Origin of the sequence: Formosa agariphila KMM 3901, assembly GCF_000723205.1 — a bacterium.
GTDB lineage: Bacteria > Bacteroidota > Bacteroidia > Flavobacteriales > Flavobacteriaceae > Formosa > Formosa agariphila.
The window spans coordinates 872,335-892,073 of sequence record NZ_HG315671.1; the positions used below are offsets into that span (position 1 = coordinate 872,335).

Genomic DNA, 19,739 nt, shown 5'->3' on the forward strand with positions numbered 1-19,739 from the left:
AATTTAAACATTTTGAATGGAGAAAAATAAAAGTAACGCGCTGTTTTGTTATCGTTTTAAAGTGAAGTGTCCCTTGCGTTTAAAATATCTTCCATTATGGTTTATACTGGCTGTATACCAATAGTCGTTGGTTGGCATGGGCGCACCGTTATAAGTGCCATCCCAGCCGGTTTCAAAAGTTGGGTTGTTATTTCTATTTAGTATTTTAAGTAATTTACCATACCGGTCGAAAATTTTAATTTCTACTTGATCTAAAGATTCAATCCCGATAATGTGCCAGGTGTCGTGGAAGCCATCTTGGTTTGGTGTGAAGAACTTAGGAATATCGATAACCACGACAGTTGTATAACCTTCGCCACAACCACTTTCATCTTTAACCGAAATTGCGCGCTCACCAATAGTTGCATTTTCGAAAATATTAGAGGTTTGAAATTGACCATTATCTAAACTGTACCAATAATTACCTGCTCCACCGCTAGCTGTAACCGTGATTGTGTTTGAATTTTGAAAAAATGTAGCCGTAGCCGTAACATTTAATGCAACTGCATTAGGATTTGGAATTAATGTTATGGGCTTTACAATAAAACAACCGTTGATATTATCTTGCACTCTGGGAAAAACGTTTAAACCATTAGTGACATAATCGTAAATATTTTTTAATGGATTACTTCCTGCATAAGCATCTGCAGAGGTTTTATGATATGTAATTGTACTGGCATTTAAATCGTATACCAATTGGTTATCTATTACACTTAAGTCTAGAATACCTGTACCATCCTCGCAGAATTGAAATTCTGAGATGTCTTTTGTAGGTGGTGGATAATTTACAAGAAGTTCTAAGGGTTGTATTTCGTAACAATCGTTATCTGGATCTTGGGCGACTACATAAATAGTATTAATAGTAATGGGTTTTATGTAAGTTTGATCAGTCTCTAATGAATTCGTAATTTGATTTGAAAGATTTAATGTGTTCGCATCATTTTCATCTTCGAAATAATAAATGATAGGATATTTATAACCCGTTTTTACATTAATATCTAATATAGATTCCGATAAATCAAATAGTATATTATCCCCGATGTAATCTGTAGCACAAGAGGGTGCAATAGTTGCTTTTGTGAAATCTGGAATGTCATTTATTTTGATTAACATGGTTTGTACTATAAAGCACTCAGTACCCGGATTTTTAATCTGAACAAATAAGTTTTGTAGTGTTTGTGACGTTGAAATAGAATACGGAACACTTGTATCAATAAAGTTATATTGAGATGCTTCTGCATCAGCTTTATTCTGATAAAATGAGATTTCTAAAGGTACACCTGCAACGTTTTCGATGTTATCGGCAACCATTGATAAATCAATTTCTGTATTTTCTTGTCCAGAAACAACACATACAGGTAAATCAAAAGGAACAGGGTCAGGAGTCTCTGCTGTTTCTAGAGTTATGGGCTGACGGATAGGATTACCGTCTGAATCTATGTTACTACATTTCGAGTTATTTATATTTATAGCAGTCGCATAAATCGTTACGGTTGTACCATAAGGCACGTCAATAGAGGCGTTAGAAAGGTATAAAGCCCCTTTTTCATCGTAATAGTTAACTTCAATTTCAGTGTCAACATAATTCACTAATAAGTCGTCTAATGCTATCGAATTTAAAGGAAAAACTTCTACATCACAGGCGAAAAAATCAGTTTTATTAAACTCTGGCTCAAGAAATACTTCAATATTAATTGGGTCTATAACAGAACATATTGTGGTGTTCTGTTTATTTGTTACCCGGCTATAAATGGTCTTTGATGTAGTTGTATACCCATTGGTGTCGATAAAATTTGAATTTCCTGCTTCAGCATCGGCTAGGGTTTCATAAAATTTTATATCAATATCATCCTCCGAAATATGCGAATTGTTAGGATTATCTGCAATAATAGTCATTAACTCTGCATCTAGATTAAAGGTGTCTAGAGCCCCGCTTGTATCGAAGGTCACTTCTAAAGCAGAATTCGTGACACAGTATTGAAAGTATGTGTATTCTAAATTAACTTGAGGCATTTCGAGTATGTCTACGGTAAACTCTATAGCATCATAACAAGATCCTTCTAAAGTTCCATTAATAACCCTTTGCATAACTCTTGCATATAATGTATTGTCAATAATAGTTGTATAATCTAAATACTGAGGGAGTCTGTTTTGATCTAAATCGCGGTCTTCTGCGGATAAATAATATTGTATCGTAACATTACTTGTGCTTTCAACAATTAAACCTTTATAGGTGTTTAGGTCTATAATTCGGTCACTTGAACATATGGTTGGAATAAAAGGACGCTCTTTGTAGTCTATAGCAGGAGCTTTAAAGATATCGAAAACTGTTTCATAATTCCCACAACCAGGATCTTCTACTTTAACATGAATGGTTTGGGAATTATCGGGTGTGCCGTCACCATCTAAATCAGGAATTGTATAATCTGTTACCTGCGGTATTACATTTGAATCACTATCGTAAAACGTAACAACAAGACTGGATACTCCATTTTTTATGTCTTCAGCTATTTGAACAAGGTTAAATGTATCTCCACCGCAAATAGCATAATCTTCTATTACAGGGAAATCTGTAATGATGCTTGGGTAAATGTCTATTTCTGCAAAAGCCGGACAGCCATCACCAATACTATCATTATTGATATCAGATTCTACACGAACATAAATTACAGAGGGATCAGTATCTAGGTAAGCAGTAATGTCTAAAATTTGAGTAGTATAATCTTCATCATTAAAATAGGTAATGATATACGTGATGCTTGTGTCTACCAATAAGGCATTTAGGGCATCGTCCAATTCCATTTGTAAGTCGTTAGAAGTTCCAGTAGAACATCCTGAAACTGTTGAACTTGAATCATTTAGCTTTGGACTTTCAATATCAGTTATACTGAGTGTTGTTGTTCCAAAGCAGCCAGTGTCGTTGTTTTCAACTCTAACGTGTAATTCTGTAAAATCTTCTAAATATGGAGATAGTATGTCGTGCGTATTTTCTATTGCTTGATATTCTGTATAGTGATAAGTTACCGTAAAGTTGGCTAGATCACCTGTAATAAATAAGTCGTTGTAAAAATCAAGACTAAACTCTAAGTCGTTATCGCAACGGTCTACAACTTGAGGCGTCGGGGCAGGTTGTTGGTTAACGGATAAAGGAAATTCGAATGTATAGGCACAAGCGGTTCCTGGTTGTGTTGCGGTAGCAGTTATGGTTTCAGAATTTCCAGGAGCAATATTTACTTCGGAAATAGTATTCCCTGCAGCATTAGAATAGGATACAGTATATGAGTTCCCATTATTGGGAATTTGATTTTTTACATAGTCGTTGTAATCTGTTAACTTAAATGTTTCTGTTGTAGAACTACAACGCGCTGCATCAATATCATCGGGGATTAGTGGTATCGGGTCGTTAGGTATAATATCGATTTCTATATCATCAGTAATAGTAAATGGGTTATTAGTATTGTCTAAACAGTCTGGTTCATAAATTTGAAGTTCTACACTATAAATCCCCGCAGTTGTAGCTGTATATGTTGCAGCATTAGAAACAGGTGCCGGATTACCATCTTTATACCATGTGTAAGCCATGGGATTGATTTTATTTTTATCTACACCAAAGTCTGATTGAAGCTCAGGGATTAATTCGGTGTCTGTACATGTACTGATATCGTTTCCTAAATTTACATCAATATTAACTTCACTTTGTTTTATAAATACAGCGGTATCGAAATTGACATCGTTTTGGTCTGCAACTATAAATTTGATTTTATATTTTTTATAAGGTGTTATGTTATAAGTTACTGTAAGTGCTTTTGTACGCCCGAAAAAATTAGTACTGCTTAATTGAGAGACTTCATTTTCATAATATTCTATATTTTTTCCTGCGCAAACATTCCCATTAATTTCTTGAGTATTAACGGGAATCGTCGTTCCTAGATTATTTAAATCGGGAGTAACAGCAATATTATCAAAAGTAGTTGATCCTTGCTCTTGAATTAAAATAGCAAAACCGTCGGCGTAGTCGCAAATGGTGTTTTTTTCATACTCGTGTGAGGCTAATACATAATCGAAAGCAATAGTTTCTGTAAGCGCAACAAAATCGAATTCTAAAACGGTAGCATTATATGTATTTGAAATACCCAGTTCTGCTTCTAAGTCTGAATCTCCTTCCCAAGATGTGGATCCGGAGTTTAGGTCTGCTACATCCGTATTACCAGCCTCATTAGCATTTCCTGTAGTTAAAAAAATACCATTTTCGAAAGGGAAATTATTAGTGTTTCCTTGAAATGAACCAAAACTTGAAAAAGATTCTCCAGAGACATTGGAATTTTTAGGAGATTGCGGGTTAAAAATTTGTATAGCATTTCCCGAAATTAAATGGGTATTAATTAAGTTGTCAACATTGTTGGAAGGAGTTACTGAAATTTTCTGTCCAAATACGCTGCAGCAAAGCAATAATAGAATAATGGTTGTATAGAGTGAGGAGATTCTCATAAGTAGCTAAAAGTCCGTTTGATGCTGTTAAGATAATAGAAGAATCACTTGTTTCGAAATTTGAATAAGTAAATATCTATTATTTTAAGTTTAGTGTCGTATTTCAACGGTAAAATACGCATTTCATTGTGTGTGGTTTTGAAGATTAACGTTTTAAAGTAAAATGAAAGTTAAAAGTTCTTCCATCAGAGAATGTTGCCGTAAACCAATAATCACTTTCAGGAAGCTGTTATATATTTTATCCCAAGGATTACCACCCAAACAGTAGTCATTGTCCCTATTATCATGATACTTGTTGTATGCAGTGATATCATCGGTATAAAATAGCAAATTGCCGTCAGTAACTGATATTGAACAAGAACCTTATTTTATGTTTAGTCTACTATTTAAAAGCGGAGTAACAGTATGGATGTTAGGTTTAATATTCATTCCACAATGTTCACTTAAATATCAATTTGCGCCTTGTATTGTACATATAGCTCGTGTGTATAAAGCGCACAATTACAGTTATTACAATGCTATAAATTAAAAATAACTAGCTTAATAAAGCTTGAATATATTATAAATCTCTTCGTTCTAATAATTTGTAAGAAAAGAAAACAAAAATTGCTGTCCAAATTATTACAATAAATATATCTGTAGGATGTACAGCATAATCGTAAAACATTTCTGATTTCTCTGGGAATTTTGTCATGATTACACGCTGAAACGGTTGCTTAATTAAATTGTACATCGATTTAAGCGGAAAGAATCTCTGAACTTTTTCAGCAAGTTCACTGCTGGTTTGCCATGCTATAATGCCGAATCCAATCCATTCAACAATAAATAATACAAATAGACCGCCTAGCGCAAATGCAGAGCGTTTAACCAACATGGCTAAAAATAAACACAAACTAAAAAAGCCAACAAGCTTAACAAAATAAGCGAGTAGAAAGTTAGTTTCTCTAAAAATAATACTGGCTTCGGTATAGCTCGAGTAGTACATCCCTATAGCAAATGTAGCTAACCCAATTAAAATGGTTGCAATGGCAGAGAAAAATACGATGGTATAGAATTTAGATAAGATGAATTCTTTTTTACTTAATCCATCAATAAGATTTTGTTTAATGGTTTTGTTGCTGTATTCGTTACCAATCATACTCACCACAACTATGGCGAAGAAAAACTTAAACTGAGAGGCGAAAAATGTTGTAATATGCCAAATTACAGGGAAATTAAATATGCCTAATTCTCCTAATTCTAAGGTGAATAATCCAAAGAAGTTTATTTTAATAGATGAAAGTATTAATACGGTAAACGGTAAAATAAATGAAATAAAAATCAATACTTTACTGGCGCGATTAAGTAGAAGTTTTTGTAATTCTAAATTTAAAAGTCGTAACATAGGTGTGATTTTTATGGCTTATTGGTGGTCTGTTAATTGTAAAAATTGCTCTTCTAAACTTTGTTTACGTTTTACCAAATGCGATAAAACAATTCCTCTTTCAAACATTAGTTTATTAAATTCTAAGGCTTCTAAAGGTTCGTTTAAAAACACCTTTAGAATTTGGTTGTCTTCAGAGATTTTTCCGAAAGCAGGATTGCTTTCTAAGACCGTTCTTAAAGCGTTATTGTCTTCGGCTTTTAATTCAAAGTATCCGTGACTGGCAATCATTTCGTCTACACGACCAGAGTATAATTTCACACCTTTTCTAAGCACAACCACATGCGAACACACTTTTTCTACTTCATCTAATAAATGAGATGCCAATAAAATGGTGGTTCCGTTTTGTGCAATTTGTTTTATAATTTCTCTAATTTGATGTATACCTTGTGGGTCTAATCCGTTTGTAGGTTCATCTAAAATTAAAATTTCAGGATCGTTTAATAGGGCAGAGGCAATGGCTAAGCGCTGTTTCATACCTAGAGAGAAGGTTTGAAATTTTCCATGTTTTCTATCTAACAAACCAACAACATCTAGCTTTTCTTCAATTTTACTAAAATCGATTCCTTTAATTTTGCAAACCAATTTTAAATTTTGGTATGCCGTCATGTATGGATAAAAATTAGGACGCTCTATAATTGCACCTACTTTTTTTAAAGCATCATGCGTAGAAATGGTGCCGCCGAACCAACTAAAACTTCCAGAAGTTTTATTAACAACATTTAAAACAATTCCTAAGGTTGTCGATTTTCCGCTTCCGTTTGGTCCCAAAATACCATAGACATTGCCTTTGTTAATAGTGAAAGACAAATTGTTAACTGCGGTAAGTGGTCCGAATTTTTTTGTAAGATTATTAATTGTGAGTATGCCTGCCAAAGTGGATGGTTTTGTGGTTATGTTAGTAAGACGAATATCAATAAAATTTGTTACAAGCTAATAAATAAAAGCTTAAAATTGAGTAAATTTGTAACTATGGACGATTTAAAAATATCAAAAAAGAAGCCTTCATATCCAATTAGTGAAAAATTAGATCAATATCTTTCTGAATATAATAGAAATTTTAAGCTTCCTATTTTTTACGATGATTTGTTACGTTATCAAGGCGCTATAAGTGTTTTTGATAAGGATGATGAAGATACGCTTTGGCTTCGTGTATATTATAATGAATACGACCGGGAGGAAATTGATTTAGCTTTAAAACGCGTATATTCTAATTTGGTTTCTGATGGTAATGAGAAGATTTTCGACTTTCTAAATGTAGATTGTATAGACTTCTGCACCTTTGGAAATTCTCAACCGTTCCGAATAAAAGTCCGAAATATTTTAAACGATAACTACACGCATTTTTACGTAAAACGTGCCGATGCATCTCGTGTTTATGGTTTAGAATTAGAGCATATGCTGTCTCCAAATAGTCTTAACTTTTTGGTGTATAAAGACACGTTAATTGAAGAACATATTGCAGGTATACCTGGTGATGTCTTTATAAAAGATATTTTGCCAAGTTGTACATCGCCAGAAAAAGCACAGATTGCTAAAGAGTTTGTAAAGTTTAACGAGCGCTGTATGATTCGTTTATTAGGAGACATGCGTTCTTATAACTATGTGGTAATTCCAACTCACGATTTTGATCAAATTGTATATAAAGTTCGTGCAATAGATTTTGATCAGCAATGTTACGAAGGGAAATTAAATATTTATCGTCCGCAGTTTTTTAAAGAAAACTACGAAATGGTTAAGCTTGTTAAGGAAAAAATTACCGATGCATCTATAGATCAATATAAAATTGAAGAGCGGTCTATTATTGCAAAACGTGTAATTAGTTATAAAAAGCGTTTAACAAAGCTAATCCATTGTATGGAAAACGATAAAATTTCTACAGACGAAAATATCGAGCACTTAAGATCTGTAATTTACGATTACACTTTAGACATGAACTTTAGACATAGCGAAACTATGGGCGCAATTTTAAAACATGCCTTGGCTTTTGTAAAACGTAATTACGAAGATGTTAATATGAAAAAATTGTCGTAATTAATTCCAGTTTTCGTCGAAATCTAAACCATCATAATCGTCGAAGTCCATATCGTCTTCAAACTCATCAAAGTCGTCGAAATCATCATCGGCTTCAAAATTACGCTCTGGTACTTCAGCAGGAATTTGACCATGTACGAACATTAAATTTGGATAATCTACGCCGTCAACTTCATTAGATATTTCTCCTAGTTCTACAAAGAACGTCCACATGTTGAAGAAATCGTAAACGTAAATTAATTTTGTTTGCTCGCTATTTAGAATATTCTCTAGTATATTTTCATTCATTAAACTCACAGATTCTTGTCCGTCGCTTAAATCGAATAGAGAATATTCTTCACCTTGATTCCACTCGTCGTCACTCTTGTAAAATGATGCCATTTCGGCACCATCAAAACCAAAAGCTTGAGTGATAATGTTGTGCAAGTCTTCTAAGGTATCTGTTTTACGAATTTCTAAATCGCGAAATACATCCTCGTCGGTGTCGTTGTCTAAGATTACTCTAAATCTATAAATCATACTAAAAAATTAAGGGGTAAAGATACTATTTTTATGATTATTTGCTAAAACGATGTAACATAAATGTCATTCCAGATAATAAGAAAAATGCACCAACTTGATGCAATACGCCTAGCCAAACCGGTACGTGTAAAAGTAGGGTGAATACACCTAAAGAAAACTGAAGAAAAACGAGTATTAATAAGGCGTTTATAGCTATTCTTTGGCTGTTTGTTAATTGTATTTTCTTTGATTTATACCATAGCATGACAATTAAACCCACTACAATATAAGCAATCATGCGGTGTACAAATTGAATCCCGCTTGGGTTTTCAATCAGGTTTTTATAAAAGGGTTCAAGTACATAAACGGTGTGGTGTATAAATTTGCCTTCGTTCATTAAAGGCCAATGATTATGCAGTAAACCAGCCTTTAAGCCAGCGATAAATGCACCATAGATAATTTGAATGAGTAATACAATATAAGTAACAATAATAAGGTTTCTGTATTTTGTGTTTACAATGTTCTTATTTGGATATATTAAATCTAATGCCACCCAAAGTGTTGCCGCGAACGTTAAAAAGGCGGCCGTGAGGTGGGCAGCCAACCTAAAATGACTTACATCTGGCATATCTACCAAGCCACTTTTTACCATATACCAACCTAGGAATCCTTGAAATCCTCCAAGGCATAGTAAAACAATACACTTTTTAATAGTAGATTTAGTAAGTTGTTTTGTGATAATAAAATATACAAATGGAAAAAAGAAGACCAAACCAATTACGCGACCAATTAAGCGATGAAACCATTCCCAAAAGTAAATACTTTTAAAATCGTCTATAGTAAAATGAGAATTGTAGTGTTTAAACTCTGGATGTTGCTGATATAAATCGAATGCTTCTTGCCATTCTACATCGCCAATTGGCGGAATAGTTCCTGTTATTAATTTGTAATTAGAAATAGAAAGTCCAGAATCTGTAAGGCGTGTAATACCGCCAACAATAACCATAATAAAAATTAAAAAACAACCGGTAAATAACCAGTAAATTACGTTTTTATTGTCTTTTGTTTTCATTTCTTTCAGTGTTTCAGAGTGTCTGTGGTTTTTTAATTTTAATAATTAAACGAGATGCATAGTTTTAATTTCACATGAATCGTTATACAGTTCTTCAAAAATTAAAAAAGCCCAAATTTGAAGTAATTTGTAATTGTGTTTGAATTTTAATATGAGTTTTCAAGTTTTTGTCAGCAACTCTGCAACTCTGCAATGTTTTGCTATTTTGCTACCGTTAACCCTAATTTTTTTCCAGCTTTTAACATTAACTGAAAAGCAGCTTCGTGTTCGTTTGGAATTTCTCCTTCAAGAATTGCTTCTTTAATTACATCTTTAATCTGTCCAATTTCTTTTGAAGGTTTTAAACTAAACGTCTCCATAATTTCCTCTCCTGAAATAGGTGGCTGAAAATTACGCACATGATCTCGAGCTTCAACTTCTACAATCTTATCTCTTACGATCTTAAAATTGTTATGGTATTTTTTGAATTTCTTCGGATTTTTTGTCGTGATATCAGCCTCACATAAAGTCATTAAATCTTCTACTGCATCTCCAGCGTCAAAAACCAATCGTCTTACGGCAGAATCTGTAACAATATCCTGTGCCAATACTATAGGGCGAGAGCTCATAAACACCATTTTCTGAACAAATTTCATTTTATCATTCAATGGTAATTTTAAGCGTTTAAATAAGTGATATGTCATTTTAGACCCCTCAAATTCGTGTCCGTGAAACGTCCAACCTACTTTTTTACTAAATCTTTTGGTTGGTGCTTTACCTATATCGTGGAGTAAGGCTGCCCAACGTAACCAGAGATTATCTGTGTTTTCGGCAATATTGTCTACAACTTCTAAAGTGTGATAAAAATTGTCTTTATGGCGTTGGCCTTCAACCTCGTCTATTCCTTTTAAAGCGGTTAATTCTGGTAAAATATAGTTTAGAAGCCCTGTTTTTTCTAGTAAAAGAAATCCGATAGACGGTACTTTACTTTCTAGAATTTTATTGAGTTCGACTATAATACGTTCCTTAGTAATAATTTCTAAACGACTATTATTTCTAGTAATGGCATTTAGAGATTCGTCTTCAATAACAAAATTTAATTGCGTCGCGAATCGAATGGCGCGCATCATACGTAAAGGATCGTCACTATAAGTAATATCTGGATTTAAAGGGGTGCGAATAATTTTATTTTCTAAATCTTGAATCCCTCCAAAAGGATCTAACAAATTTCCAAAACGGTTTTCGTTTAAATCGAGAGCCAGGGCATTTATTGTAAAATCACGACGGTTTTGATCGTCTTCTAAAGTGCCATCTTCAACAACTGGATTTCTGCTGTCTTCGTTATAAGATTCTTTTCTAGCGCCAACAAATTCAATTTCAATGTCGTTATAACGTAACATGGCAGTACCATATGTTTTAAAAACTTGAACTTTAGGTTTGTTAGGTAAGTTTTTTGCGACTTGTTTTGCAAGCGCAATTCCGCTACCTATTGCAACAACATCGATATCTTTGGCAGAACCACGGTTTAAAATAAAATCTCGAACAAAGCCACCAATTACATAACTGTCTAAATGTAGTTCGTTTGCCGATTGCGAAATAATTTTAAAAATAGGGTTCTGTAATGCTTCTTTGTAATTCATTTGTCAAATTCCAATTTTCAAATTCCAAATCCCAGTAATTGTAGTTTGGAATTTAGTGCTTGAAATTTAAGAGGTTACTCTCGTATAACTTTCACAACACCACTATTACTTAACTTAATTATAGATGATGGTTTTGCGTTCTTTTTTTCGTGGTGCAAATTTACGACATAGTCTACACCTTTTAAAATATCGGGAGCGATTTCTTTGTAGGATTTTGGAGTTGGTTGCCCACTAATATTTGCAGAGGTAGAGACAATGGCACCATTAAAACGGCGTAATAATTGAAAGCAAAAATCATCGTCAGGAATACGAATAGCAATTGTATTGTCTTCGGCAATTAAGTTCGTAGCTAAATTTTGAGGCTCGTCGTAAATAATTGTAATTGGTGCTTCAGAAATATCGAAAATACTAAATGCTGCTTCCGGGATTTTCTTCACATATTTCTTTAGCATCCTATCGTCTGCCACCAAGCAAATTAAAGCTTTACTATCTTCGCGTTGTTTTAGTTTAAATATTTTTTTTACAGCCTCTTCGTTAGTGGCATCGCAACCAATTCCCCAAACCGTGTCTGTAGGGTAGAGTATGAGTCCGCCTTCTTTTAAAACTTTTAAGGCATTTGTGATTTCTTTTTGCATGAATAACTTTTATTTTTTGTCTAAAATTGTTTTATAAACATCAAATGTTTTTTGTGCCATAATTTCTGAAGAAAAACCATTAATAATTTGGGCGTGAGATTTTTCAATAAACTGATGTTTTAATTCCTCGTCTGTAGTTAAATTGACCAAATTATCTGAAAGAGTTTTATAATCGTTTACTTGAGACAAAAAACCATTAACACCATGCTCTATAATTTCAGGAATTCCACCTGGATTAGTAGATATAACAGGTATTTTGAAATAAAAGGCTTCATTAATTACTTGTGGTAATCCTTCAGACTGTGAGGTTAACATAAACACATCGAACTGCGGAATATAGTTAGATGCATTATCTATAAAACCTGTAAATGTTATATAATCTTCTAATTTTAACTCTTTAACTTTCTCAACGTATTCATCTGTTTTCTTGGTGAAGTTACCTATTTGAACAAAATGAAAATGGGGGAGTTTTTTTGTGTTAACGATATCGTCAATTACATTTAAGAATGTAAGTAAGTTTTTTGCACGAATATGATTCCCTATGTTTCCTACAATGATTTTGTTTTCCGGAATCAGGTACTGCTCTCTTAACTTAAAATCTGTAACATCGGTTTTATTACTAAAACGGATACCGTTATAAATAGTCATTATTTTTGATGTGTCTTCTATGTTTTTAGCGGTCACTTCTGCAACAGCTTTAGATACACAGATGTATTTTTCAATTTTTTTATAGTTGTATTTAAAGAGCGTAGATTTCCTTTGTTTAATTTCGAAAACGGTTTTTTTACTAAAAATAAAGGGCGGTAATGAATTACTTATTCTATCGGCTATAACAGATAATGTTAGGGCTGTAGGGTCGTGTAGATGGATTAAATCGATATTTTTAGAACGACAGGTTCTTATAAGTTTAAAAATATATCTTGGGTCAATTTTAAAATCTAAAGGTGCAGGAATACATGCGTAGTTTTTCTGAATCAATCTTTTATGAAAAACAGAATCTTGTACACAAAAAATATATTGCTTAACATCTAGGTTAGCCTGTTCTAATTCGTAATATAAATTCTCAATGTGATTTTCGCCACCACCCCAATTAGATACTCCAGAAACATGTAAAATAACCATTTATTTTTCTAATATTTTTTGTGACTGTTTTAAAGATTTACTTAGTGAAGCACCATGAAACACTAATAAGTTTACAAAACTAAAGTATTTTGGTTTTACTAAAGATTTGAAAATGTACTTAACAGACATTAAAGTTTTAAGAATGATATAGCTAAGATATCCAGAATTCTTTTTTATAACATATAGTAAGGATAACTTTAACTCTTGTTTAATTTTTATATTTAGCGACGTGCTTTTGCCTCTAAAGTGAATGTATTGTGAATCAGGAACCAAGTAGCAATCCTTTCTATCTTTCAGTTTACTTATTCTATAAGCAAGGTCTGTTTCTTCATAATACAGAAAAATATTTGTATCGAAACCACCAACCATATCGAATGCCTTAGCATCAATAAACATAAAAGAACCTGGAATAGCATCTACCTTTAAAGGAGTATTATATTGTATATTTCTTTTTGGATATCTTTCTGGACTTAGTTTTTCAAGGATTTTTCGTCCAAATAATTCTCGTTTTAAAGTTAAAAAGTGATCGAAAGATTTTAAAACCTTATTATTTTCATCGAACCCTTGAGGAGCACATAGAGCAACATTCGAGTGGTTTTCTAAAAACATAGATAAATTAGATAAACAGTCGTTTTTTACTAAAGTATCGTTGTTTACAAAGGCATAATACTTTGATTTTGCAAATTGAACGCCGAGCATGTTTCCTCCTCCAAAGCCTGTATTAACCCTGCTTCTAAAAAGGGTAAGATGCTCCATTTTAGGAAGCCCCTTCTTTAAAACTTCATAATCGTCGTAATGAGATGCGTTATCAATTACGATAAGCTGCCAATTTAATGTATTTGAAGTGTGTTCTATTAGAGATTTAACTGCATTTATAGTAAAACCCGATGAGTTATAATTTATTAAAATTACAGCTACTTGATACATATATTGGAATATTTAGCTAACAAAAATAGGAAAGATTTCTGTATAAAAGAGTGTCCGAAGTTTGTTTTCATCTGTTTTTCTTATGCAGATTACCTATATTTGTCGTAGTCGCATTTATAGTAGACTATCAGGTGTGTTTTAGAGTTTAGCTAAGATTCTTTTACTAGTACTACTGTCCAATTTTGAATGACTTTTCCAATTGAAAATTCGATTAAAAAGTTTTGTTTACGACTGTAATTAAAATAATGACTCTAAAACAATCATTGATTATCTTTTGAATTTATAATCTAAATAACTTGAATAAAAAACAATATATAGAGGGAACATCAAAAAAGCAAGCAGAATTATTAGATAAATTTATTCTGAATTTTGATGATTTAGGAGAAGATTTTGGTAACCAAGATCGGAACTCTCTAAAGCTTTTCAAATTAGAGGAGCAGACCATTAATGTAAAATCTTTTAAAGTCCCTAATCTAGTTAATCAGATAGCATATAAGTTCTTCAGAAAAAGTAAAGCGCAACGTTCTTTTGAATATGCAAATATATTGAAGGAAAAGGGGATAGGTACACCGCAGCCAATTGCTTATTATGAATTTAGTACGCCTTTTGCATTTAAAAACAGTTATTATATAAGTGAACAATTAGATTGCGAATTAACTTATCGTGAATTGTGTCATGATTTAAATTACCCAAATCATGAAGTCATTTTACGTGGGTTTACTAGATTCACTTTTGAACTACATGAGAAGCATATTAATTTTTTAGATCACTCTCCTGGAAATACTTTGATAAAAAAAGCAGGCTCAGATTATAAGTATTACTTAGTAGATTTAAATAGAATGGAGTTTGGTCCTATGGATTTTGAAACCCGTATGAAGAATTTCGGACGTTTAACAACTCATAAATCTATGATACAAATTATGAGTGACGAATATGCAAAATGTTCCGGAGATGATTCTGAAAAAGTGTTTCAGGCAATGTGGCAATATACAGAAGCTTTTCAAGCGCGTTTTCAACGCAAACAACGACTAAAAAAGAAATTAAAATTTTGGAAAAAATAGGTTCTTATTTTCTGCCTTTACGCAATAACCACAGTTTTACATAGCGCATAAAAATAACATACCCTTGAATGTAACCTATGGTTAGTCCAATTACACCATCTCTAAATCCACTTTGAATGATATAGTGTTTAAAGAATCCCCAAAAAGGTTTTAAAACAAAATGATAAGGAGTGAGTTTTCCTGTTTTCTTATCGTAATCTTTAGCCTGCAACCACGCATACCGATTCATCTTTTCTAAATACTTATCGAAAGTCGTATAAGTATTGTGGTAAAGTTTATTTTTTAAATGTCCAACGTTTCCATTGGCTTCAATTTCTTCGTGTACGAATTTATCTTCATAAACACAAAAATCACGTTTAAATAAGCGAATAACTTTATCATTTCTCCATCCACTATAATGTACGCGTTCTCCCATAAAATGATTTAATCTTCCAATCCAATACGCTACTATATTAGGGTCTGGATTTTTTAGAATTTCAATAATTTCTGTTTGTAACTCTGGTGTAACACGTTCATCGGCATCTACAAGTAAAATCCATTCGTGCTTGGCTTGCGGAATAGCCCAGTTTTTTTGAGATGCAAAATAGTCAAATTCTCTACGAATGACTTTAGTGGCCAAAGGCAATGCTTTTTCGTAAGTACCATCTGTACTAAAACTGTCCACAACTAAAATTTCATCAGCAAATTTAACCGACTCTATCACAGCTTCAATATTATGTATTTCATTCCCAGTAGGAATAATAGCAGTAATTTTAGTCATGCGAGTCTATTAGGATTTATATGGATTTAAAAAATCGATTAAAGTATTTTTAAAGTACTCTGGAGTGAATTTTTTATATAATTCTAGACTGTCTTTTTTAAGATATTTTTCGGGTTTAGATTTGTAAATTTCTGGTAAGTAATCTTTTAAATGAACAGAGACGTTCGTGGTCTTATCCTCAAAAATGCTCCAAGTTTCTTTATCTATCCAAGGTGAAAAAATAGTGAACGTTTTAATGTTTAAAGCCTTTGCCATATTAATAGCGCCACCTTCATTACCAATAATAGCTTGACATTGAGATAAAATACCTAAAAAACTTCGCAGACTTTTGCCATAGACAGTAAAGAAAATATGTTTTTGAGTTTCAGGTTTACAAGCATCAAAAATTTGTTGTGCTAAGTCTAACTGTGGAGGAATATAATTGAATAAAATTTGAGCGTTGGTGATCTGAACAATCGTATCGATAACAGCAGACATATAGGTTAATGGGTAGGATTTAGATTCGCCACTTCCTAAAACACCTATCATAAAAATAGGTTTCTCTAGATTCAATCCGTTAGTTAAAAGAAATTGTTTGCTGTGTTCAATTTCTGAAGCTGTTAAATAAATTTTTGGCTTAATAACTTCAGGAACATCCTTAATTAAAGGTTTTAAAAGCTGTAATCTGTTTTCTATGGCTAAGCCAGCTTCAGTGTTGGCTTTAGTTGTACGCTTTATGGTCTTAGAGTATATCCAATTAGAATACCATTTATGATACGATATTTTGGTTTTTGCTTTAGAATAATAACTTATAATGTTACTAGAAAGTTTTGAGTAGACATCGATAATCACATCAAAATTTTCAGTACTTAATGCTTTCGCAAAAGTGATTAGCGCTTTGGTGTTTTTTTCCGCTTCACTAGGGAATAAAACAATATTATCTATATATGGATTATGTTCTACAACAGAAAATGTATTCCCATTAATAAGGTAATGCAAGGTCGCATTAGGGTATTCTTTTTTTAATGCTTCAAACAGAATACTACTTGTAAGCACATCCCCAATCATTTTCTGTTGTACAACTAATATCTTCATTTATACAGCTACGTTGTTATCACGAAGCGCATCATTTAAAGAGGTTTTCTTATCTGTACTTTCTTTACGTTTTCCAATAATTAAAGCACAAGGTACTTGAAACTCTCCAGCAGGGAATTTTTTAGTATAACTTCCAGGAATTACTACAGAACGTGCAGGAATACGTCCTTTAGTTTCTACAGGAGTATCTCCAGTTACATCTATAATTTTAGTACTCATTGTAAGTACAACATTAGCACCAAGAACAGCTTCAGTTTCTACGTGAACACCTTCTACAACAATACAACGCGATCCAACAAAAACATTGTCTTCTATAATTACCGGAGCAGCTTGTAAAGGTTCTAAAACACCACCAATACCAACACCACCAGAAAGGTGAACATTTTTACCAATTTGAGCACAGCTACCAACAGTTGCCCAAGTATCTACCATAGTGCCTTCGTCTACATAAGCACCTATGTTTACATAACTCGGCATTAAAATTACACCAGAAGAAATGTATGCACCATGACGCGCTACAGCATGAGGTACTACACGGATACCTTTTTCTGCATAACCTGTTTTTAATGGAATTTTATCATGAAATTCTAACGGACCACATTCTATAGTTTCCATTTTTTGGATAGGGAAATATAGTACAACACCTTTTTTTACCCATTCGTTTACTTGCCATCCGTTTTCGGTTGGTTCGGCAACACGTAATTCTCCAGCATCTAGAAGAGCAACTACTTTTCTTATCGCATCAATTGTGCTTTTTTCTGATAACAAAGCTCTGTTTTCCCAAGCTTGTTCTATGATAGATTGTAATTCTTTCATTGTAAATTTTAAATTTTTCCAAATATACTTTTATAATTCATCACCTTAAAATTGAAATCATAAATTTATCTAATTCTTTATCAGTAAAATCTATACTAATTTGGGTTGTTATAGTAACTTTGTGAAAAAATAAAAATGGCTCGAATTTTAGCAATCGATTTTGGAAAGGTAAGAACAGGATTAGCAATAACCGATGAACTTCAAATTATAGCCTCTGGACTTACTACAGTAAATACTAAAGAACTTATTCCGTTTTTAAAAGATTATGTTGCTAAAGAAAACGTAGAACTTTTTGTTGTTGGAGAGCCTAAACAGATGGACGCTACAGCTTCCGAGAGTGAAGCTTTAATAATTCCGTTTCTTGAAAAATTAACTAAAGCTATTCCTCAAATTCCTGTGACTCGCGTCGATGAACGCTTTACCTCTAAAATGGCTTTTCAGACCATGATTGATGGTGGATTGAAAAAAAATCAACGTAAAAATAAAGCTTTAATCGATGAGATTAGCGCTACGTTAATACTACAGAGTTATTTATACTCGAAGTAATTGACTGCTTTTAAGGAATTTTCCTAACATTTAGCTAATTAACGATAATTATATAGTCTTCGGCTAAATTATATTTCATAATAAGACTTAGCACATATATTTGTTGCAAATTAGTTAATGCTATGAACTATAATAAATTAATGTTTTTTATCCTTGTGTTGGGTTTAAGTACTATTCAGCTTAAAGCACAGCAGGAAGATACAGAAAAAAGTCAACCCTTTTTCGCCACAGAAATAATTGAAGCTAAACCTGTTTTAGTAGAACTACCTTCTGTAAAATTAAATGATTTAAAAATCGTAAATAGGCATCGCGATTTAATAAACGCCTTAGTGGAATCTAAAATTAGATGTACTCTAGATTTATTTACCATTACTAACGATAGGGCAGCGTGTTAAAAGCTAAAAAATTCTTAAAATTTTAAACTCTTTATTAAAGGTGTTTTAATATTATAGGCTATTACCGGTAAGTATTGTACTTTTGCACTTTAATTTTTACAACGTACGATAATGATATTACCAATAGTCGCGTATGGCGATCCCGTATTAAAAAAAGTTGGACAGGATATAGATCCAGATTATCCGAAATTAGATGAACTTTTGGATAATATGTTCGAAACCATGTATAATGCATATGGTGTAGGACTTGCAGCTCCACAAATAGGTTTGCCAATTCGTTTATTTGTTATTGATGCCGCTCCATTTGCTGAAGACGAAGATTTGTCTGAAGAAGAACAAAAAGAATTAATCGGATTTAAAAAAGTATTTATAAATGCAAAAATCACTTCTGAAGAAGGTGACGAATGGGCATTTAATGAAGGCTGCTTAAGTATTCCTGATGTTCGTGAGGACGTGTTTAGAAAATCTAAAATTACAATTGAATATCTAGACGAAAACTTCGAGTCGCATGTCGATACGTACGAAGGTCTTGTGGCACGTGTTATTCAGCATGAATATGACCATATAGACGGAATTTTATTCACAGAAAAATTATCTTCTCTAAAAAAGCGTTTAATAAAAGGTCGTTTAGAGAACATCTCTAAGGGGAAAGTAAACGTGGACTACAAAATGAGATTTCCAAAACAAAAAAAGAAACGATAATATTTGTATTACACATACAAACACTAGATATTTGCCATCTTTTTAAAAATTAATTTATGAGCTTAGATAAAGTATTAGCTATTTCAGGAAAACCAGGATTATACAAGTTAATCATGCAAACGCGTAACGGATTTATTGCAGAATCTTTATTAGATAATAAAAGACTTTCTGTAACAATGAATCATAACGTAAGCGTGTTAAGCGAAATTGCTATTTATACGCTAACAGAAGAAGTACCTTTAAAAGTGGTTCTTCAAACTATTGCAACAAAAGAAAATAACGAACCTTCAAGTATTAGTCATAAAGACAGTAAAGATAAATTAGAAGAGTATTTCTTCGAAATTTTACCAGAATACGACGAGGATCGTGTGTATCCAAGTGATATTAAAAAAGTAATTCAGTGGTATAACTTACTTCAAAAAAATGATTTATTAGATTTTGAAAGTGAATCTGAAGCATTAGAGTCTGAAGAAGCAAGCGAATCTACTGTTTCTGAAAAAGAATAAATTCAAACAGCAAACAAAC

The 19,739-nt window shown here is 32.6% G+C and carries 18 protein-coding genes; 6 read left to right on the top strand and 12 right to left on the bottom strand.

From position 1 onward, the window contains the following. Window positions 1-48: 48 nt before the first annotated feature. From BN863_RS03790 to BN863_RS03800, 3 genes are all read right to left on the bottom strand, one after another. On the bottom strand, window positions 49-4,527 hold the full coding sequence (locus tag BN863_RS03790; RefSeq protein ID WP_084817457.1) for a T9SS type B sorting domain-containing protein: 4,479 nt from the start codon (window positions 4,525-4,527) through the stop codon (window positions 49-51). A 559-nt stretch (window positions 4,528-5,086) separates the two neighbouring features. Then, entirely contained in the window at window positions 5,087-5,911 is an 825-nt protein-coding gene (locus BN863_RS03795; protein WP_038527704.1) for an ABC transporter permease, read from the bottom strand. 18 nt (window positions 5,912-5,929) lie between these two features. After that, on the bottom strand, window positions 5,930-6,826 hold the full coding sequence (locus BN863_RS03800) for an ABC transporter ATP-binding protein (protein WP_038527706.1): 897 nt from the start codon (window positions 6,824-6,826) through the stop codon (window positions 5,930-5,932). A gap of 96 nt (window positions 6,827-6,922) precedes the next feature. Between BN863_RS03800 and BN863_RS03805 the strand changes: the two genes are divergently transcribed. Next, window positions 6,923-7,984 carry a hypothetical protein gene (locus tag BN863_RS03805; protein ID WP_038527708.1) on the top strand — a complete coding sequence of 354 codons (1,062 nt, stop codon included), beginning with the start codon at window positions 6,923-6,925 and terminating at the stop codon, window positions 7,982-7,984. On the opposite strand, the gene BN863_RS03810 is transcribed toward BN863_RS03805, so the two are convergent. The 6 genes from BN863_RS03810 to BN863_RS03835 all read right to left on the bottom strand — a co-directional run bounded on the left by BN863_RS03810 (window position 7,985) and on the right by BN863_RS03835 (window position 13,860). Then, a complete protein-coding gene (locus BN863_RS03810) occupies window positions 7,985-8,503 on the bottom strand; it encodes an IS1096 element passenger TnpR family protein (protein ID WP_038527710.1) in 519 nt (172 codons plus the stop codon). It lies immediately after the preceding gene. Window positions 8,504-8,540: 37 nt separating this feature from the next. Next, window positions 8,541-9,557: a COX15/CtaA family protein gene (locus BN863_RS03815; protein ID WP_038527711.1), complete on the bottom strand. Its 1,017-nt coding sequence runs from the start codon at window positions 9,555-9,557 to the stop codon at window positions 8,541-8,543. 200 nt (window positions 9,558-9,757) lie between these two features. Further along, entirely contained in the window at window positions 9,758-11,176 is a 1,419-nt protein-coding gene (locus tag BN863_RS03820) for a CCA tRNA nucleotidyltransferase (RefSeq protein WP_038527713.1), read from the bottom strand. Between the two features lie 74 nt (window positions 11,177-11,250). After that, window positions 11,251-11,811 carry an L-threonylcarbamoyladenylate synthase gene (locus BN863_RS03825; RefSeq protein ID WP_038527715.1) on the bottom strand — a complete coding sequence of 187 codons (561 nt, stop codon included), beginning with the start codon at window positions 11,809-11,811 and terminating at the stop codon, window positions 11,251-11,253. Window positions 11,812-11,820: 9 nt separating this feature from the next. After that, on the bottom strand, window positions 11,821-12,933 hold the full coding sequence (locus BN863_RS03830; protein WP_038527717.1) for a glycosyltransferase family 4 protein: 1,113 nt from the start codon (window positions 12,931-12,933) through the stop codon (window positions 11,821-11,823). Then, window positions 12,934-13,860 carry a glycosyltransferase family 2 protein gene (locus BN863_RS03835; RefSeq protein WP_038527718.1) on the bottom strand — a complete coding sequence of 309 codons (927 nt, stop codon included), beginning with the start codon at window positions 13,858-13,860 and terminating at the stop codon, window positions 12,934-12,936. Window positions 13,861-14,156: 296 nt separating this feature from the next. Here BN863_RS03835 and BN863_RS03840 point away from each other — a divergent pair, with 296 nt between their 5' ends. Then, complete coding sequence (locus tag BN863_RS03840) at window positions 14,157-14,921, top strand: lipopolysaccharide kinase InaA family protein (RefSeq protein WP_242404066.1); 765 nt, start codon at window positions 14,157-14,159, stop codon at window positions 14,919-14,921. A gap of 4 nt (window positions 14,922-14,925) precedes the next feature. Here the strand turns inward: BN863_RS03840 and BN863_RS03845 are convergent, their stop codons facing one another. Genes BN863_RS03845 through BN863_RS03855 form a run of 3 tightly spaced genes read right to left on the bottom strand, consistent with a single transcriptional unit; the run spans window position 14,926 to window position 17,571 of the window. Next, window positions 14,926-15,681, bottom strand: a complete 756-nt coding sequence (locus tag BN863_RS03845) for a glycosyltransferase family 2 protein (protein WP_038527720.1) — start codon at window positions 15,679-15,681, stop codon at window positions 14,926-14,928. A gap of 9 nt (window positions 15,682-15,690) precedes the next feature. Beyond that, a complete protein-coding gene (locus BN863_RS03850) occupies window positions 15,691-16,755 on the bottom strand; it encodes a glycosyltransferase family 9 protein (protein WP_038527722.1) in 1,065 nt (354 codons plus the stop codon). Beyond that, window positions 16,756-17,571: a 2,3,4,5-tetrahydropyridine-2,6-dicarboxylate N-succinyltransferase gene (locus tag BN863_RS03855; RefSeq protein ID WP_038527724.1), complete on the bottom strand. Its 816-nt coding sequence runs from the start codon at window positions 17,569-17,571 to the stop codon at window positions 16,756-16,758. Window positions 17,572-17,706: 135 nt separating this feature from the next. On the opposite strand from BN863_RS03855, the gene ruvX reads away from it, so the two are divergent. From ruvX to BN863_RS03875, 4 genes are all read left to right on the top strand, one after another. Next, complete coding sequence (gene ruvX, locus BN863_RS03860) at window positions 17,707-18,117, top strand: Holliday junction resolvase RuvX (protein WP_038527726.1); 411 nt, start codon at window positions 17,707-17,709, stop codon at window positions 18,115-18,117. Window positions 18,118-18,239: 122 nt separating this feature from the next. Next, complete coding sequence (locus tag BN863_RS03865) at window positions 18,240-18,512, top strand: hypothetical protein (protein WP_038527729.1); 273 nt, start codon at window positions 18,240-18,242, stop codon at window positions 18,510-18,512. A gap of 111 nt (window positions 18,513-18,623) precedes the next feature. Next, window positions 18,624-19,214 (top strand): peptide deformylase, encoded by a 591-nt coding sequence (def, locus tag BN863_RS03870; RefSeq protein WP_038527731.1) that lies wholly within the window; start codon window positions 18,624-18,626, stop codon window positions 19,212-19,214. A 56-nt stretch (window positions 19,215-19,270) separates the two neighbouring features. After that, window positions 19,271-19,720: a DUF5606 family protein gene (locus BN863_RS03875; protein ID WP_038527733.1), complete on the top strand. Its 450-nt coding sequence runs from the start codon at window positions 19,271-19,273 to the stop codon at window positions 19,718-19,720. Window positions 19,721-19,739 lie beyond the last annotated feature (19 nt).